Origin of the sequence: Pandoraea norimbergensis (assembly GCF_001465545.3) — a bacterium.
Classification (GTDB): domain Bacteria; phylum Pseudomonadota; class Gammaproteobacteria; order Burkholderiales; family Burkholderiaceae; genus Pandoraea; species Pandoraea norimbergensis.
This window is the reverse complement of the sequence record NZ_CP013480.3, coordinates 5,516,040-5,532,284: the sequence shown is the minus strand read 5'-3', so window position 1 is coordinate 5,532,284 and position 16,245 is coordinate 5,516,040. Positions and strand designations below refer to the sequence as shown.

Sequence of the window (16,245 nt, the reverse complement as noted above, 5' to 3'; positions counted from 1 at the left end):
TTCAGGACTTACACACGCTATGAGCAAAGATTACAAAGATCTGTTGGTCGCCCTTGATATCGGCACGTCGAAAGTCGTGGCGGTGGTGGCCGAGCTGCGCCCTGAAGGCCGTTATGAAGTGATCGGTCTTGGCCAGAGTGAATCGCGGGGCCTGAAGAAGGGCGTCGTGGTGAACATCGAGGCCACTGTGCAGTCCATTCAGCGCGCGCTTGAAGAAGCCGAGCTGATGGCCGACTGCAAGATCACCAACGTGTTCACGGGCATTGCCGGCAGCCACATCCGCAGCTTCAATTCGAGCGGCATGGTGGCGATCAAGGACAAGGAAGTGACGCAGGCCGACGTGGCACGCGTCATCGAGACGGCCAAGGCGATCAACATTCCGACCGATCAGCAGGTGCTGCATATCCTCACGCAGGAATTCATCATCGACGGTCAGGAAGACGTGCGCGAGCCGATCGGCATGAGCGGTATCCGTCTCGAAGTGAAGGTGCACATCGTGACCGGCGCCGTGTCGGCCGCACAGAACATCGTGAAGTGCGTGCGCCGCTGCGGCCTCGAAGTGAACGACCTGATTCTGCAACCGCTGGCGTCGAGCATTTCGGTGCTGACGGAAGACGAGAAAGAACTGGGCGTGGTGCTCATCGATATTGGTGGCGGCACGACCGATATCGCGATTTTCAGCGAAGGCGCGATTCGCCATACCGCCGTCATTCCGATCGCCGGTGACCAGATCACGAGCGACATCGCGATGGCCGTGCGCACGCCGACGCCCGACGCGGAAGACATCAAGATTCAGCACGGTATCGCCAAGCAGTCGCTGGCCGATCCGGACGAAATGATCGAAGTGCCGGGCCTTGGCGAGCGCGGTCCGCGCACGCTCTCGCGTCAGGCACTGGCGGCCGTGATCGAGCCGCGCGTGGAAGAACTGTTCTCGCTGGTGCAGCAGGTCGTGCGCGAGTCGGGATACGAAGAACTGCTGTCCTCGGGCATCGTGCTCACGGGCGGCGCAGCGATGATGCCGGGCATGGTCGAGCTGGGCGAGGACATCTTCCTCAAGCCCGTGCGTATCGGCGTGCCGGAGTATGCAGGCGGCTTGGCCGACGTGGTGCGCAGCCCGCGCTACGCGACCGCGATGGGTCTGCTGCTCGAAGGGCGCTCGCAACGCATGCGCGGCCGCAAGGTCGCCGTGCAATCGGGACAAGCGAACCAGGTATGGACGCGCATGCGCGACTGGTTCTTCAGCAATTTTTAAGTCGTTTTATTGAGTTGTTTGAGGGGTGTGGATTCGGTGTTGAACCCACGGGCGGCTTACCCGAGCGGCGCGTGATCAGGCAGTGCCGGATCTGTTTTTAATTCACTGGAGGCGCTATGAACTTCGAAATGTTGGAAACGGAAACCAACGGCACCATCATCAAGGTGGTGGGTGTTGGTGGCGCTGGCGGCAATGCCGTCCAGCACATGATCAACCGCGGTGTGCAAGGCGTGGAATTTATCGCCATGAACACGGACGCGCAGGCACTGGGCCGCTCGCAGGCCTCGGTCAACATCCAGCTCGGCAAGACCGGTCTGGGCGCTGGCGCGAAGCCGGAGATGGGCCGTGCCGCAGCGGACGAAGCGCGTGAGCGCGTGGCCGATGCTCTGCGCGGTGCGCACATGGTGTTCATCACCGCCGGTATGGGTGGCGGTACGGGCACGGGCGCGGCACCGGTGGTCGCGCAGATCGCCAAAGAGATGGGCATCCTGACGGTGGGTGTGGTCTCGAAGCCGTTCGAGTTCGAAGGTGGCAAGCGCATGCGCGTGGCCGAGACCGGCGCGCAAGAGCTGGAAGACAACGTCGACTCGCTCATCGTGGTGCTCAATGACAAGCTGTTCGAAGTCATGGGCGACGATGCCGAGATGGACAAGTGCTTCCAATGCGCCGATGACGTGCTGCATAACGCCGTGGCCGGTATCGCCGAAATCATCAACGTCGACGGTTTGGTGAACGTCGACTTTGAAGACGTGAAGACGGTGATGGGCGAGCAGGGCAAGGCCATGATGGGCACGGCGACGGTTGCCGGTGTCGATCGTGCGCGTCTGGCCGCAGAGCAAGCCGTGGCAAGCCCGCTGCTGGAAGGCGTGGACCTGTCGGGTGCGCGTGGCGTGCTGGTCAACATCACGGCCTCGCGTTCGCTGCGTCTGTCGGAAACGCGTGAAGTGATGAACACCATCAAGAGCTACGCCGCCGAAGACGCGACCGTGATTTTCGGTACCGTCTACGACGACAAGATGGGTGATGCACTGCGCGTGACCGTGGTCGCAACGGGCCTGGGCCGTGCGGTAGCAAAGAAGGCTGCTGCACCGATGACGCTGCTCAAGACCGGTACCGACAATATGCCGATCGCGACCGGCCATGTGCCGAACGTGGGTCAGGCCAGCGGTACGGACTACGGCGCGCTCGATACGCCGGCCGTGTGGCGCAGCACGCGCGAGACCGCAGCCTCGCACGTTGCCGCATTGCAGGAGAAGGGTGTCGACACGTACGACATTCCGGCCTTCCTGCGCAAGCAAGCCGACTGACAGGGTTGCGCGCGGGCCGGGTACCAGTGCCTGGCGCCGCCGCACCTTGGGAATCGCGAGACCTACGCAGGTCGTCGTGAGGACTCGTCGCCGCCCTATGAACCATACCTTTCGGTGTGGGGAAGGCGCGCCGCAGTACGAGTCTGAAAGGCGATACGGCAAGGTTGTTGCGTGGGTTGATGTCTCGTCGTTGCGACAACCAGAGTCGCATGAGAGGTCAACGCGCGACAGATGACGGACGTTACGGGTAAGCGTCCGCCATCCCTGACCCGGTCTCGCGAGTCTGTCCCCCGTCCACCGCGGCATGCCTCCGTTGTGGTGGACGGGGTGCCCTGCACCAGCGCGTCGATGTTCTACGATGAACGTTGAAGGGCGCGAGGGGCCCCCGAGAGGTAATGGCCGTCGCCGGAAAGCGAAATGGCTTGTTTCGTATGACGGGATATTCGGAATGTGTATCCGTGAGGCACAATCCAAAATGTTTAGTAACGAATCGTTGTGTTTGTGGCACAGCGATGAAGGCGCCGATCTGATATAATTCGATCTATGGTCATTAGCGTCTGATAGTTTTAATAAATAGCATGCTCAAGCAGCGCACTCTCAAATCCATCGCCAAGACAGTCGGCATCGGCTTGCACTCCGGTCGCAAGGTCGAGTTGTCGCTGCGTCCGGCGCCGCCGAACACCGGCATCGTCTTTTGTCGTACCGATCTGAATCCCCCCGTGGAGATCCCGGCGTCGGCGATGGCGATCGGCGACACGCGTCTCGCGTCGGTGTTGCAGAAGGATGGTGCGCGTGTTTCCACCGTGGAACACTTGATGTCGGCATGCGCCGGGCTGGGCATCGACAATTTGTACGTCGATGTGACCGCCGAAGAAATTCCGATCATGGACGGCAGCGCTGCAACGTTCGTCTTCCTGATCCAGTCGGCCGGCATCGAAGAGCAGCCCGCCGCGAAGAAATTCATCCGTGTGACCAAGCCGGTCGAGATTCGCGAAGGCGACAAGTTCGCCCGCCTCGATCCGTTTGAGGGCTTCAAGCTCAAGTTCACGATCGATTTCCGTCACCCGGCGGTGGACCGCACCGGTCAGGCGCTTGAAGTCGATTTCGCTGAAACGTCCTACGCGAAGGAAATCGCCCGCGCCCGCACGTTCGGTTTCGCGCATGAAGTCGAAATGCTGCGCGAACTGGGCCTGGCCCGTGGCGGCAGCATGGACAACGCGATCGTGCTCGACGAGTACCGCATTCTGAATAACGACGGCCTGCGCTACGACGACGAGTTCGTGAAACACAAGATGCTCGATGCGATCGGCGACCTGTATGTGATCGGTCACCCGCTGCTGGCGTCGTACACGGCCTACAAGTCGGGCCACGGTCTGAACAACCAACTGCTGCGTGAGCTTCTCGCACAGGAAGCCTTCGAAGTGGTGACGTTCGAGCGTGCCGAAGACGCACCGCGTGGTTTCCAGTTCGAACCGCAAACGCAATTCGCATAAGTCGCGCACGTCACGCGCGGATGACGCGGATGACGCGGATGTTGCGCCGCACCGCTTACCGGTGCGAATGTAACAAAACGAAAGCGCCGGTTTTCCGGCGCTTTTTTATTTGACGCGCAACAAGATTCGGTCGCGTCTGATTGCCGCAAAGCTCAGGGCTTGCGGGTGCCGCCGTAAGAGTGCCGTGCCACCAGCCGGGCCAGTGCGTCGCGAAGCGGCGACGGCTCCAGCGAATCGCGCAGATCGCGCAGACTTACCAGACCTTGTCGCGGCAGGCGCGCTTCTTTGGGTGGTTTGGGCGGTTCTGGCGCCGTGATGCTCACGCGAATACGAATCGTACGAATCAGCCAGCCGCGCTTGGCGAGGCCTTCGATCAACGAGGGGGTCTGCTGGCGCAGGCGCGCGGCCAGTGCATTGTTGGCGACGAGAAAGACGAGCGCCCCATCGCGTGGCGGCGAGACCCGCACGCTCGCGGTGAGTGGCGCAGGCAACAACGCATGCACATCGCGCTCCAAGCGGCCGAGCTGTTCGGCGGCGGCCAGCAGCGATCCTGCGCCGTCAGAAGTCGATAAAGACGCGGATAGCAGGGCGTTCAGCGGGCGGGCAACACGGGGTGCTTTGCGTCGTTTCATATGGTGAGACAGAGAATGCCTCATATTCTACCCCGCGATCGGGCGTGGACCCGGCGGGCGGCGAGAAACCAAGGCTGTCCGAGATGCCAAGGCGCCCGGGCGTATCACCGCAGCATGCTAGAATCCTTTTTTTAGAACAGGTATCGAACCGGCACGTGGCAACTCTGCCAAATGCTGGTGACCCGCAGTGCGCAGGCGCGTCGGGCGGTCCGGATGTCACGGGGGGATTTTCGTGGCGCTCGGGCCTTGTTCCTTCGACCGTCCGCACGCTTGCGAACGACATTTGCCGCCCTTACCAGTGATCCGATGATTCCCGGTCTTCTCAAAAAAGTATTTGGCAGCCGCAACCAGCGGCTCATCAAGCAGTACCAGAAAACCGTCGCGGCGATCAACGCGCTCGAGCCGCAGATCGCACAACTGAGCGACGAGCAACTGCGTGGCAAGACTGAGGAATTCAAGCAACGTATCGCCCAAGGGGCGAGCGTCGACTCGCTGCTCGTCGAAGCCTTCGCCGTCTGCCGTGAAGCGGGCAAGCGCGTGCTGAAGATGCGTCACTTCGACGTGCAGCTGATCGGCGGTATGGTGCTGCACTTCGGCAAGATCGGCGAAATGCGCACGGGTGAGGGCAAGACGCTCGTCGCCACGCTGCCGGCCTATCTGAATGCACTCTCGGGCAAGGGCGTGCACGTCGTGACGGTCAACGACTACCTGGCCCAGCGCGACGCCGAATGGATGGCGCGTCTGTACAACTTCCTCGGTCTGTCGGTGGGTATCAACCTGTCGCAGATGCCGCACGATCAGAAGCAGGCCGCTTACGCCGCTGACATCACGTACGGCACGAACAACGAGTTCGGCTTCGACTACCTGCGCGACAACATGGTCTACGAGACCGAGCAGCGCGTGCAGCGGGCCCTGAACTACGCCATCGTCGACGAAGTGGACTCGATCCTGATCGACGAGGCCCGTACGCCGCTCATCATTTCGGGCCAAGCCGAAGATCACACCGAGTTGTACGTCAAGATGGATCGCCTGCCGGCGATGCTCGAGCGTCAGATCGGTGAAGAGAAGGCCGATGGCACAGGCGTTGAAGTGCCGGGCGACTACACGCTCGACGAGAAGGCACGTCAGGTGTTCCTGACCGAGCGCGGCCACGAGAAGGCCGAGCAACTGCTCGCCGAGTGGGGCATGATCGCCGAGGGCGACAGCCTCTACGCACCGCAAAACATCACGCTGATGCACCACGTGTACGCCGCCCTGCGCGGCCACACGCTGTTCCACAAAGATCAGCACTACGTGGTGCAGAACGACGAGATCGTCATCGTCGACGAATTCACGGGCCGTCTGATGTCGGGCCGTCGCTGGTCCGAAGGTCTGCATCAGGCCGTGGAAGCGAAGGAACACGTCACGATCCAGCACGAGAACCAGACGCTCGCCTCGATCACGTTCCAGAACTACTTCCGCATGTACGCCAAGCTCTCGGGCATGACGGGGACGGCGGATACCGAAGCGTTCGAATTCAACGAAATCTACCGTCTCGAGACGGTGGTGATCCCGACCAACCGTCCGCCCAAGCGGATCGACCGTCAGGATCAGATCTACAAGACCTCGAAAGAGAAGTACGACGCGGTCATCAAGGACATTCGCGATTGCGTCGAGCGTGGCCAGCCGGTGCTGGTGGGCACGACCTCGATCGAAACCTCGGAGTACCTCTCGCAACTGCTCACGCGCGAAAAGCTGCCGCATCAGGTGCTTAACGCCAAGCAGCACCAGCGTGAAGCCGAGATCGTGGCGCAGGCGGGCCGTCCGGGCGTGATCACCATCGCGACCAACATGGCCGGTCGCGGTACCGACATCGTGCTCGGCGGCAACGTCGAGAAGCAATCGGCGTTCATCGAAGCCGACGAGAGCGTGTCGGAAGCCGACAAGCAAAGCCGCATCAAGCAATTGCAGGACGAGTGGCAAGGGCTGCACGAGCAAGTGAAGACCGCGGGCGGTCTGCACATCATCGGCACCGAGCGCCACGAGTCGCGCCGTATCGACAACCAGTTGCGCGGCCGTTCGGGCCGTCAGGGCGACCCGGGTTCGTCGCGTTTCTATCTGTCGCTGGAAGATCCGCTGCTGCGCATTTTCGCGGGTGACCGCGTGCGCGCGATCATGGATCGCCTGAAGATGCCCGAAGGCGAAGCCATCGAAGCCGGCATCGTCTCGCGCTCGATCGAATCGGCACAACGCAAGGTCGAAGCGCGTAACTTCGACGTGCGTAAGCAACTGCTCGAGTACGACGACGTCGCCAACGATCAGCGCAAGGTGATCTATCAGCAACGTAACGAACTGCTCGAAACGCAAGACGTCTCCGAGACCATCGCCGGCATGCGCCAGAGCGTGTTCGAAGATATCGTGCGTGCCTACGTGCCGGCCGGTACGGTGGAAGAGCAGTGGGACCTCAAGGGTCTCGAGACGACGCTGCGCGAAGAGTGGCAGCTCGACCTGCCGCTGCAATCGCGCATCGAAGGCGCCGACGAGATCGACGACGAAGACATCCTCAAGGAAGTGCTCGACGCCGCCGAAGCCGCCTACAGCGCCAAGATCGATCAGGTGGGCCGCGAGTCGTTCTCGGGCTTCGAGCGCTCGGTCATGCTGCAAAGTGTGGACTCGAACTGGCGCGAACACCTGGCCGCCCTTGACCACTTGCGTCAGGGTATCCATCTGCGCGGTTACGCACAGAAGAACCCGAAGCAGGAATACAAGCGCGAAGCGTTCGAACTGTTCTCCCAGTTGCTGGAAACCATCAAGCTGGAAGTCACGCGCGTGATCATGAATGTGCGGATTCAGTCGCAGGAAGAGCTGGAGCAGGCGACCGAATCGCTCGAAGACAACGCGGGTGGGCTGGTCAACATCGAGTTCAAGCATGACGAACTCGAGACCGTGGGCGGTGAGGGCGAAGTCGACGAGGACGCCGGGCGTCCGGTGGTCGCGGCGATCGCCTCGGCCGCTGCTGCGGTGGCCGGTGGCGACGATCTGCTGCCGAAGGTTGGCCGCAACGATCCGTGCCCGTGCGGCAGCGGCAAGAAATTCAAGCACTGCCACGGCAAACTGTCTTAAGATGTGAACCGAGCGACGCGGCGCCGACCAAAAATCGGCGCCGAGTCGTTTGTGGCGCCGGTACTCGCAGTCTCCGGCCGCACCGATCAACCGCCGCCCGGGCGGACTGTCGTGCCGACGTCGCCAGGGCGGGAGATGCAACCCTTACCTCTCGCGGGCGAACCCTCATGGCCGTCAATTTCCCCTCGATCGAAGCCTCCCAATTGCGCGCCGTGCCCGGCGTCGAACTGGGTTGGGCCGAAGCCAATATCCGTAAGCCGAACCGCAAGGACGTGCTGGTCATGCGACTGGCCGCCGGTAGCACTGTGTCGGGCGTGTTCACCACGAACCGTTTCTGCGCGGCACCGGTGACCGTCTGCAAGGAGCATCTGGCCGCACACGCGGGCATTCGCGCGCTGGTGGTGAACACCGGCAACGCCAACGCCGGTACCGGCGAGCCGGGCATGGCCGCGACGCGCGCTACGTGCGACGCACTGGCCAAGCTGCTGTCGGTTTCGCCGAACCAGATTCTGCCGTTCTCCACGGGCGTGATTCTCGAACCGCTGCCGGTCGACCGTCTGGTCGCAGGGTTGCCGCAAGCGATTGCCAATCTCGCACCGGCGCACTGGTACGAAGCCGCCCAATCGATCATGACCACCGACACGCTGCCGAAGGCCGCCTCGCGTGAAGTCGTGATCGACGGCCAGACCATCGTCATGACAGGCATCAGCAAGGGCGCCGGCATGATCAAGCCGAACATGGCGACCATGCTCGGCTTCGTCGGCACCAACGCCCGTGTGGCGCAGCCGGTGCTCGACGCGCTGGTGAAGTACGTGGCCGACCGCTCGTTCAACGCGATCACCATCGACGGCGATACCTCGACGAACGACTCGTTCATCGTGGCCGCCACGGGCCAGACCGAATTGCCGGAAATCAGCAGCACCGACACGCCGGCGTTTGCTGCCCTGCGCGACGCACTGCTGTCGATCTCGCAGGAACTGGCGCAACTGATCGTGCGCGATGGTGAAGGCGCCACCAAGTTCATCACCGTGACCGTCGAAGGCGGCCGCGACGTGGCTGAGTGCCGCCAGATCGCTTATGCGATCGGCCACTCGCCGCTGGTGAAGACGGCGTTCTTCGCGTCGGACCCCAATCTGGGCCGCATTCTGGCCGCCATCGGCTATGCCGGCGTCAACGATCTGGACGTCAGCAAGATCGACCTGTATCTGGACGACGTGCTGGTCGCCCGCGCCGGTGGCCGTAACGCCGACTATCGCGAAGAAGACGGTCAGCGCGTGATGAAGCAAAGCGAGATCACGGTGCGCGTGGTGCTGGGCCGCGGCGACGCGGCAGCAACGCTGTGGACCTGCGATCTGTCGCACGACTACGTGAGCATCAACGCGGACTACCGCTCCTGAGCCCCGACGGGACGGCGCTCGTCTTCCACCGGAGACGAGCGCTGTCGGTGACATCGATGCGTGCCTGACCGGCGCGGGCGATGCACCGTTCGAGGTGCCGGCAACACGGGCTGGCAGGCAGGTCACCGATGGCACGAGCATCGGGGCCGATAGCGAAGGGAAACGACAACACCGAACGACGAGACATCGACTGGCGGTTTCTCGCCAGCGCAAGGATTCGAAGCATGGACAAGCTGGAGCAGTTCCTCACGCGCGCCGAAGGCGTGCTGGCCCGACTGGAGGCGATGTTGCCGCCGGCCACGCCCGAGATCGACTGGAATGCGGCAGTGGCGTTTCGCTGGCGCAAGAAGCAGGGACGCGGGTTCCTGCAACCGGTCGCGCACGTCTCGGAGATCACGCTGGGCGATTTGCAGAACATCGAGCGCCAGAAAGGCTTGATCGAACAGAACACGCGCCAGTTCGTACGCGGCGAGCCGGCCAACAACGTGTTGCTCACGGGCGCACGCGGCACGGGCAAGTCGTCGCTGATCAAGGCTTGCCTGAATCAGTATGCGAGCGAGGGCCTGCGTCTGATCGAAGTCGACAAGGACGATCTGGTCGATCTGGGCGACATCGTCGATCTGATTTCGGCGCGTCCGGAGCGCTTCGTGGTGTTTTGCGATGACCTGTCGTTCGAGGACGGCGAGTCGGGCTACAAGGCGCTGAAGGTTGCGCTCGACGGCTCCATCGCCGCGCAATCGGACAATGTGCTCATCTACGCCACGTCGAACCGTCGCCATCTGTTGCCCGAGTACATGAAGGACAACGAGACCTATCGCCACACCGATGACGGTGAGATTCATCCGGGCGAAGTGATCGAAGAGAAAATTTCCCTGTCTGAGCGATTCGGCCTGTGGGTGAGCTTCTATCCGTTCAAGCAGGACGACTACCTGAGCATCGTCGGTCACTGGCTGCAACACTTCGGTGTGCCGGCCGATCAGCTTGAGAAAGCGCGCCATGAGGCACTGATCTGGGCGCTGGAGCGCGGTTCGCGCTCAGGGCGTGTGGCGTTCCAGTTTGCGCGCGATTGGGCGGGCAAGCTGAGTGGTGCCGCGGCGTCCTGACGCTTTTTCAAGACCGATAAACAGACCCGCAAAAAGCCGGGGCGTGTGCAGCGATGGCGCGCCCGGCCAAGAGAACCGCAGACTTATGACTGAATCGAAGCGATACGCGCCCGATGGGCGTGCCATTACGGAAGTGGCGGTCGGCGTGATGGTGCGCCCCGACGGCACGGTGCTGCTCGGCCAACGCCCGGCAGGCAAGCCGTATGCCGGCTACTGGGAGTTTCCGGGCGGCAAGCTTGAAGCGGGCGAGTCGGTCGCGGCGGCGCTGGCCCGCGAACTGCACGAAGAGTTGGGCGTGACGGTCGTGCGATGCGCACCGTGGCGCGTGTTGGAGCATGACTATCCGCATGCGTATGTCCGTCTGCACTTCTGCAAGGTCACAGCATGGGACGGCGAGCCGCATGGCAAGGAAGGGCAGGCATTGGCGTGGGAACGGCCCCCGGTGGGCGTGACCCCGTTGCTGCCAGCGGCCGAGCCGCCGCTCGCGTGGCTTGCTGAGGAAATGGCAGGCAAGTGATGCGGTAACGGCAGGTCTGAAAAACAAAAAGGCACCCTAGGGTGCCTTTCGTCTTTTAGCGACTAACTTCAGCGACTGGATTCAGCGACTGGATCAGCGCTCCGTCGGATCGAGCGGCGAGTCCTGCGAGGGATCGTCAGCGGCTTCTGCGGGAATGGTGTACTTCTCTGCGGCCCATGCGCCGATGTCGATCTGCTTGCAGCGCTCCGAGCAGAACGGACGAAACTTGGCTTCAGGGCCCCAAACGACTTTCTTGCCGCAGGTCGGACAATTGACGACGGTTGTCATGGTCTTACAGATTGCAGAGTGTCAGCAGGAAAGGCACGTCGCTGTCGACCGGACGGGGCTTCAGATCGCCGTCCTGCGTGGTGAAACGCACCCAAAGCATGTACTTGTTGGCGCTGGCTTCCGGGATCACGCGCAGATCGGCGGCCACGCGCACCTGCATGAGCTGGTAGACGCGGCCCGTGAGCATCTGCTGATAGCTGCCTTGCTGCGCCATCGCCTTGCTGGCGTGACCGGACTCGCGCGCCAGCCCGAGCACGATGCCGATGGCATCACGCAGCGGCATCAGCGGACCAATCCACTTGTCGATATCCTGGCGGCGCTGCTCGGTATCGTTGTGCCGCCACGCGTAGTACGACGGCAGATCGAAGCGGCACGTGCCCCCCGGGATCACCGAGCGGCTGCGAATGCTCGACAGCCATTCGTTGTCGTTCAGGTGTTGGCCAGGTTTGCCGGGAATCTGATTGAGATTGGCAATCGCGCGCTCGACTTCGTCGATGAACTGTTCGAGGGCATCCGACGCGATGTCGGGATTGCCGCGATAGGTCTGAAGCGTCAGCCGCTGCCGATCCAGTTCTTTGACCAGATCGTTCTTCAGGTCGGAGCGCCCCGCGATATCCGCGATTTCGAACATCGTGATCAGCGCCGCGTGATGATCGAGCGGCTGATCCTGTCCGACGAAAAAGGCAAAGCGCCCGAACAGCTCTTCTAGCCGAAGCAGCGTGCGAATGCGTTCGTTGAGCGGATATTCGTACAGGATCAAGCGCGTTGGCCCAAAAGTTGGCGCTTTTCAGCGTAATGGCGACATTCTAATGCGGGAATCCAAAGAGAAGCAACGCGCGTCGGCGTTCCATGGCGCGCAATTGCCGTGTGCGTTGTCAGCGAGCGCTGCATTGCGATGCTCCTGTGACTGTCGAATGACTCAGTGTGCACTGGATTGCGCCGCGAGTTTGAGATATTCCGCGTGCAGGCGATCCACGCGCGAGGTGAGTGCGGCGTGCTGCGTGTCGTTGTCGACGACATCGTCGGCGAGCGCGAGCCGCTGTGCTCGTGTGGCCTGTCGCGCCATGATCGCGAGCACCTGATCGCGCGAGAAATGATTGCGCGCCATCACGCGGGCGATCTGCGTTTCTTCCGGACAGTCGACGACGAGTATGCGTTGCACACGTTCGCGCCACGTACCGGACTCGACCAGCAGCGGGACCACGAAAATCAGATAGGGCCCTTCGGCTTGCGCCGCCGCGCGCTCGCACTCGGTGCGGATCAGCGGATGGGTAATGGCCTCCAAACGTGCTTTTGCATCGTCATCGGCGAAGACGAGTTCGCGCATGCGCGCCCGGTCGAGCGAGCCGTCGGGGGCCACGAAATCATCACCGAACGTGCGGCGGATGGCCGGCATGGCGGCACCGCCCGGTGCGGTAATGCCATGGGCGATCGCATCGGTGTCGATAATGGCGATGCCGTGCGTGGCGAACAGGTTGGCGACAGTGGTCTTGCCACTGCCGATGCCGCCGGTCAGTCCGATGGCGTAAGTCATGGGGTGCCTCCGATCCACATCATCAATTCGTTGCCACCGAACAGCGTGACAATACCCCCCGCCGCGAGAAACGCGCCGAACGGAAACATCTGGTCGTGGCGCAGCCGGCCCGCGATCCAGGCGCTGCCGGCCACCACGATGGCGAGCAAACACGCCAGCGTCATGATCTGCAACAGCGAGGCCCATCCGAGCCATGCGCCGAGTGCGGCGTAGAGTTTGAAGTCGCCAAAACCCATGCCCTCGCGGCGCCGCAGCAGCCAATAGACCCAGTACAACAGCCAGAGACTCAGATAGCCCGCCGCTGCGCCGATCACCGCAGCAGGGAGCGTGGCGAACCAGTGGCCCAGATTACAGAGCAGGCCCGCCCACAGCAGCGGCAAGGTGAGGATGTCGGGCAGCAACTGCGTGTCGAAATCGATATAGGCGAGCGTAATCAGCGTCCACACGAGACCAAGAGCGCCTACGCTCTGCCAGGTCGGGCCGAAGCGCCAGGCCACGGCCACGCTCAGCAGCGCAGTGAGCAGCGACAACTGCCAGCGGCGTGTCGGGGCAGCGTCGGGAAGCGGCACCGCTTGGAAACGCTCTGCGGATAGCGCGGTGATCGATGCCAAAGGGATATCCGTATCGCCATGGTCGGTGGACGCGGCGGACGCACTCGTGGTGATCGAGGTGGAGGAAGTGAATGCGTTCGCCGCAGTGGCCGACTCCGCCAGCCATGCAAGCTCGACGGCGACCGGCACGCGGCGTATGGCGATATCGAGGAAGAGGCCCGCGACGACGCCGACGGCAGCAAAGAGCGCAAAGCGCCAGTGCGGCGCCAGTTGGGCGAGAAAGTCGATGAGCAGAGGCTCTGCGTAGCCGTTCATGCGACACCGTATCCGAGTTGGAACATCGGCAGATACATGGCGAGCACCATGCCTCCGATCAGCAGTCCGAGCAACGTAATCATCATGGGTTCTAGCGTCGCGCAGGCGCTCACCAGCGTATGTGCGGCTTCTTCGTCCAGCAGATCGGCCGCCTGGTTGAGCATGCGCCCGAGTGTACCCGATTCCTCCCCCACGACGGCGAGTTGCGCGATGACCAGCGGCCAGTGCGTATCGGCCTCAAGTGCCGTGGCCAGCCGTGCACCGCGGGCGACCGACACGTGCACGACATGCGCTGACTGTCGGATGAGGAGGTTGCCACAGGCGTTGGCCGCGGCGTCCATTGCGTCGGGCAGCGCAATGCCCGCGTCTAGCAGTGTGCCGAGCGTGCGGGCCCAGCGCGCGGTGCTTGTCATGCGCAGAATCTGCCCGATGCCGGGCAGGTGCAGAATCAGGCGATCACGCCATCGTCGCGCGCGTGAACTGCGCCTGAGCGTCACGCTGATGGCAACGCCTGCGGCGCTGGCGGCGGCAAGCAGCCACGGCCCGTCGTCGAGCGCCGCGCGGGACACGTCGATAAGCCACCGGGTGAGTGGTGGCAACGGTACGCCACCGCCGGCAGCGTTGGCGAAGAGTCGTTCGAACTCGGGGATGACCCAGCGAAGCAGTGCGATCACGATAGCGATGGCTACGCCCAGCACGGTCAGTGGATAGGAGAGCGCCCGCTGGAGTTTTTCGCGGAGTGCGCGCGTGTGATCGCGCTGGGCGCTGAGCCGTGCGAGCGTCGGCGCCAGTTGTGCGCCCAACTCGCCGGCGGCGACCAGCTGACAATCGACGGCGTTGAAATGATGCGTCGCCCGCGCCATCGCCTGTGCCAGCGGAAAGCCTTGCCTGACGTCGTGCCCGATTTCGCGTGCGAGACGCTTGAGACCACGGGCGTGCGCACCACGCGCGAGAATGTCGAGCGCGGCGCTCAATGGCACACCGGCTGCCAGCAGTGTGGCGAGGCGCCGCATAAGGTTGGCGGCATCGATGGCTTTCACGCGAATGGTGGCGGTGTGGCGGCGCCCGGCGCTCAGATGCGTTACGCGCACATGTTGTCGACGCAGTTCGAGACGTGCGATCGCTTCGCCAGTCGCGATCAGTTCACCTTGCCGGGCACGGCCATCGGCGTCGTGCCCCTGCCAGTGCCAGCGACGGGGTTGGGCGATGGGCGCGTGTCGGGTCTTATTCGCGCCATTGGCGAGAGGGGCGCGATCGGAGCGACGAACGTCGTCTCGCACCTCGTCTCGCCCCACGTCAGGCAGGTGTTGTTGCATCGACATCCTCCTGACAGATCGTGCCCACGGCGGCGTGCCACAAACCGGCTTCGCGTAATGTCATCACGCCTTCGCTCGCCGCCTGTGCTGCCAGTTCGTGAGGGCTGCGCGATTGCGCGATGTTGACCGCTTGCGTCGCGCTGATCGGCATCACCTGAAACACCCCAATGCGGCCCGCAAATCCAGTGCCGTGACAGCGCATGCAGGTGTGGCGGCGCTGCGGTTCGTCGCGGTCCTCTCCACACGCTCCATGCTCGGCAATCTCGCGCGAGCCCGACGGCGTCTCCTTCGATGCGTCGGCGCTCCCGGCGAAATCACTTCGGCCGATGCGGCGATCAACCGACGTAGCGTTAGCCGATGAATCGCCGCGGGGAGTCGCAACATCACACCCCGCCGGACAACGGCGCCTGACGAGGCGTTGTGCGCTGACTAGCAGGAGTGCCGACGAAAGATTGAACGGGGCGACGCCGAGATCCAATAATCGGGCTACGGTGCTCGATGCATCGTTAGCGTGCACCGTGGCGAAGACCAGATGCCCCGTTTGTGCGGCCTGCACGGCAATCGAGGCGGTCTGTGCGTCGCGGATTTCTCCGATGACAAGCACATCGGGATCTTGTCGAAGGAAGGCGCGCAAGGCGGTCGAGAAGTCGAGACCGGCTCGCTCGTTGAGATTGACCTGCGTGACGCCCGGCAGCCGAATTTCGACCGGGTCTTCGATCGTCACGATATTGCGGGTGGTGTCGTTGAGCCGTCGCAGACAACTGTAGAGCGATACCGTCTTGCCGCTCCCCGTCGGCCCCGTGAGCAGAATCATGCCGTGCGGGCGCCCAATGGCCCGCGCGAGCGCCTGGTATTGCATGGGCGTATAACCGAGCGATTCGAGCGAGAGCGGGACCTTGGCGCCATCGAGCAGCCGCACCACCAACTTCTCACCGTAGAGCGTGGGCAGCGTGCTGACGCGGCACTCGACAGGTTCGCCCGCCTCACGCCACAACATCCGGCCATCCTGCGGCAGACGCTTTTCCGAGATATCCAGATGGGCCAGCACCTTCAATCGGGCAACCAGCATGTCGCGCCACGCGACTGGCACTTCGGCGTGCTCGTGCAGTTCGCCATCCACACGCAAGCGGATGCGAAACCGTCGCGCCATCGGCTCGAAGTGAATATCGGAAGCGCCGGCGCGCACCGCTTCGCCGAGCATCTGTTCCAGATACTGGAGGGGCGAGTTGGCTTCGAGTGCGGAAGAGGAAAATGACGCAGCAACCGGCGCTTCGACACTGCGCGATTCAACGGGCGTGTGACGAGATGGCGTCGAGACGATTGGCGATGACATGACAGGGAGTGACGAGAGCGACTTGAAGCTTCAGTCTCGTCAAAACCCAGGGAGATCTCAATCGGAATTGCCCGAAAAATGGGGTGATGTTACGTGCAGTGCGCG

Annotated in this window: 14 protein-coding genes; 7 read left to right on the top strand and 7 right to left on the bottom strand. The window is 62.9% G+C overall.

What is annotated here, in order from left to right; translation table 11 throughout:
* Positions 1–19: 19 nt before the first annotated feature.
* The 3 genes from ftsA (at position 20) to lpxC (ending at position 4,052) form a co-directional block, all read left to right on the top strand.
* Entirely contained in the window at positions 20–1,252 is a 1,233-nt protein-coding gene (gene ftsA / locus AT302_RS24230; protein ID WP_010806905.1) for a cell division protein FtsA, read from the top strand.
* 116 nt (positions 1,253–1,368) lie between these two features.
* Positions 1,369–2,559, top strand: coding sequence for a cell division protein FtsZ (gene ftsZ, locus AT302_RS24225; protein WP_058376191.1), 1,191 nt, complete (start codon positions 1,369–1,371; stop codon positions 2,557–2,559).
* A gap of 578 nt (positions 2,560–3,137) precedes the next feature.
* Positions 3,138–4,052, top strand: coding sequence for a UDP-3-O-acyl-N-acetylglucosamine deacetylase (lpxC, locus tag AT302_RS24220; RefSeq protein WP_058376190.1), 915 nt, complete (start codon positions 3,138–3,140; stop codon positions 4,050–4,052).
* Between the two features lie 152 nt (positions 4,053–4,204).
* Here lpxC and AT302_RS24215 read toward each other — a convergent pair whose 3' ends face one another.
* On the bottom strand, positions 4,205–4,684 hold the full coding sequence (locus tag AT302_RS24215) for a DciA family protein (RefSeq protein ID WP_058376189.1): 480 nt from the start codon (positions 4,682–4,684) through the stop codon (positions 4,205–4,207).
* Positions 4,685–4,990: 306 nt separating this feature from the next.
* Here AT302_RS24215 and secA point away from each other — a divergent pair, with 306 nt between their 5' ends.
* From secA to AT302_RS24195, 4 genes are all read left to right on the top strand, one after another.
* On the top strand, positions 4,991–7,786 hold the full coding sequence (gene secA, locus AT302_RS24210; RefSeq protein ID WP_058376188.1) for a preprotein translocase subunit SecA: 2,796 nt from the start codon (positions 4,991–4,993) through the stop codon (positions 7,784–7,786).
* A 167-nt stretch (positions 7,787–7,953) separates the two neighbouring features.
* Entirely contained in the window at positions 7,954–9,183 is a 1,230-nt protein-coding gene (gene argJ, locus AT302_RS24205) for a bifunctional glutamate N-acetyltransferase/amino-acid acetyltransferase ArgJ (protein ID WP_058376187.1), read from the top strand.
* 224 nt (positions 9,184–9,407) lie between these two features.
* Complete coding sequence (locus AT302_RS24200; RefSeq protein ID WP_058376186.1) at positions 9,408–10,286, top strand: ATP-binding protein; 879 nt, start codon at positions 9,408–9,410, stop codon at positions 10,284–10,286.
* An 85-nt stretch (positions 10,287–10,371) separates the two neighbouring features.
* Complete coding sequence (locus tag AT302_RS24195; protein ID WP_058376185.1) at positions 10,372–10,803, top strand: NUDIX domain-containing protein; 432 nt, start codon at positions 10,372–10,374, stop codon at positions 10,801–10,803.
* Positions 10,804–10,896: 93 nt separating this feature from the next.
* Here AT302_RS24195 and yacG read toward each other — a convergent pair whose 3' ends face one another.
* The 6 genes from yacG to AT302_RS24165 all read right to left on the bottom strand — a co-directional run bounded on the left by yacG (position 10,897) and on the right by AT302_RS24165 (position 16,140).
* On the bottom strand, positions 10,897–11,091 hold the full coding sequence (gene yacG / locus AT302_RS24190; RefSeq protein ID WP_058376184.1) for a DNA gyrase inhibitor YacG: 195 nt from the start codon (positions 11,089–11,091) through the stop codon (positions 10,897–10,899).
* Positions 11,092–11,095: 4 nt separating this feature from the next.
* Positions 11,096–11,851, bottom strand: coding sequence for a cell division protein ZapD (zapD, locus tag AT302_RS24185; RefSeq protein ID WP_058376183.1), 756 nt, complete (start codon positions 11,849–11,851; stop codon positions 11,096–11,098).
* A 159-nt stretch (positions 11,852–12,010) separates the two neighbouring features.
* Positions 12,011–12,625, bottom strand: a complete 615-nt coding sequence (coaE, locus tag AT302_RS24180) for a dephospho-CoA kinase (RefSeq protein WP_058376182.1) — start codon at positions 12,623–12,625, stop codon at positions 12,011–12,013.
* The gene (locus AT302_RS24175) at positions 12,622–13,491 is read right to left on the bottom strand and encodes a prepilin peptidase (protein ID WP_058376181.1); all 870 of its coding nucleotides are present in this window, start codon (positions 13,489–13,491) and stop codon (positions 12,622–12,624) included. The genes coaE and AT302_RS24175 overlap by 4 nt, the downstream gene beginning before the upstream one ends.
* Complete coding sequence (locus tag AT302_RS24170) at positions 13,488–14,807, bottom strand: type II secretion system F family protein (protein ID WP_058376180.1); 1,320 nt, start codon at positions 14,805–14,807, stop codon at positions 13,488–13,490. The genes AT302_RS24175 and AT302_RS24170 overlap by 4 nt, the downstream gene beginning before the upstream one ends.
* Complete coding sequence (locus AT302_RS24165; protein WP_058376179.1) at positions 14,788–16,140, bottom strand: GspE/PulE family protein; 1,353 nt, start codon at positions 16,138–16,140, stop codon at positions 14,788–14,790. Before AT302_RS24165 ends, AT302_RS24170 begins: the two co-directional genes overlap by 20 nt.
* Positions 16,141–16,245: the final 105 nt, after the last annotated feature.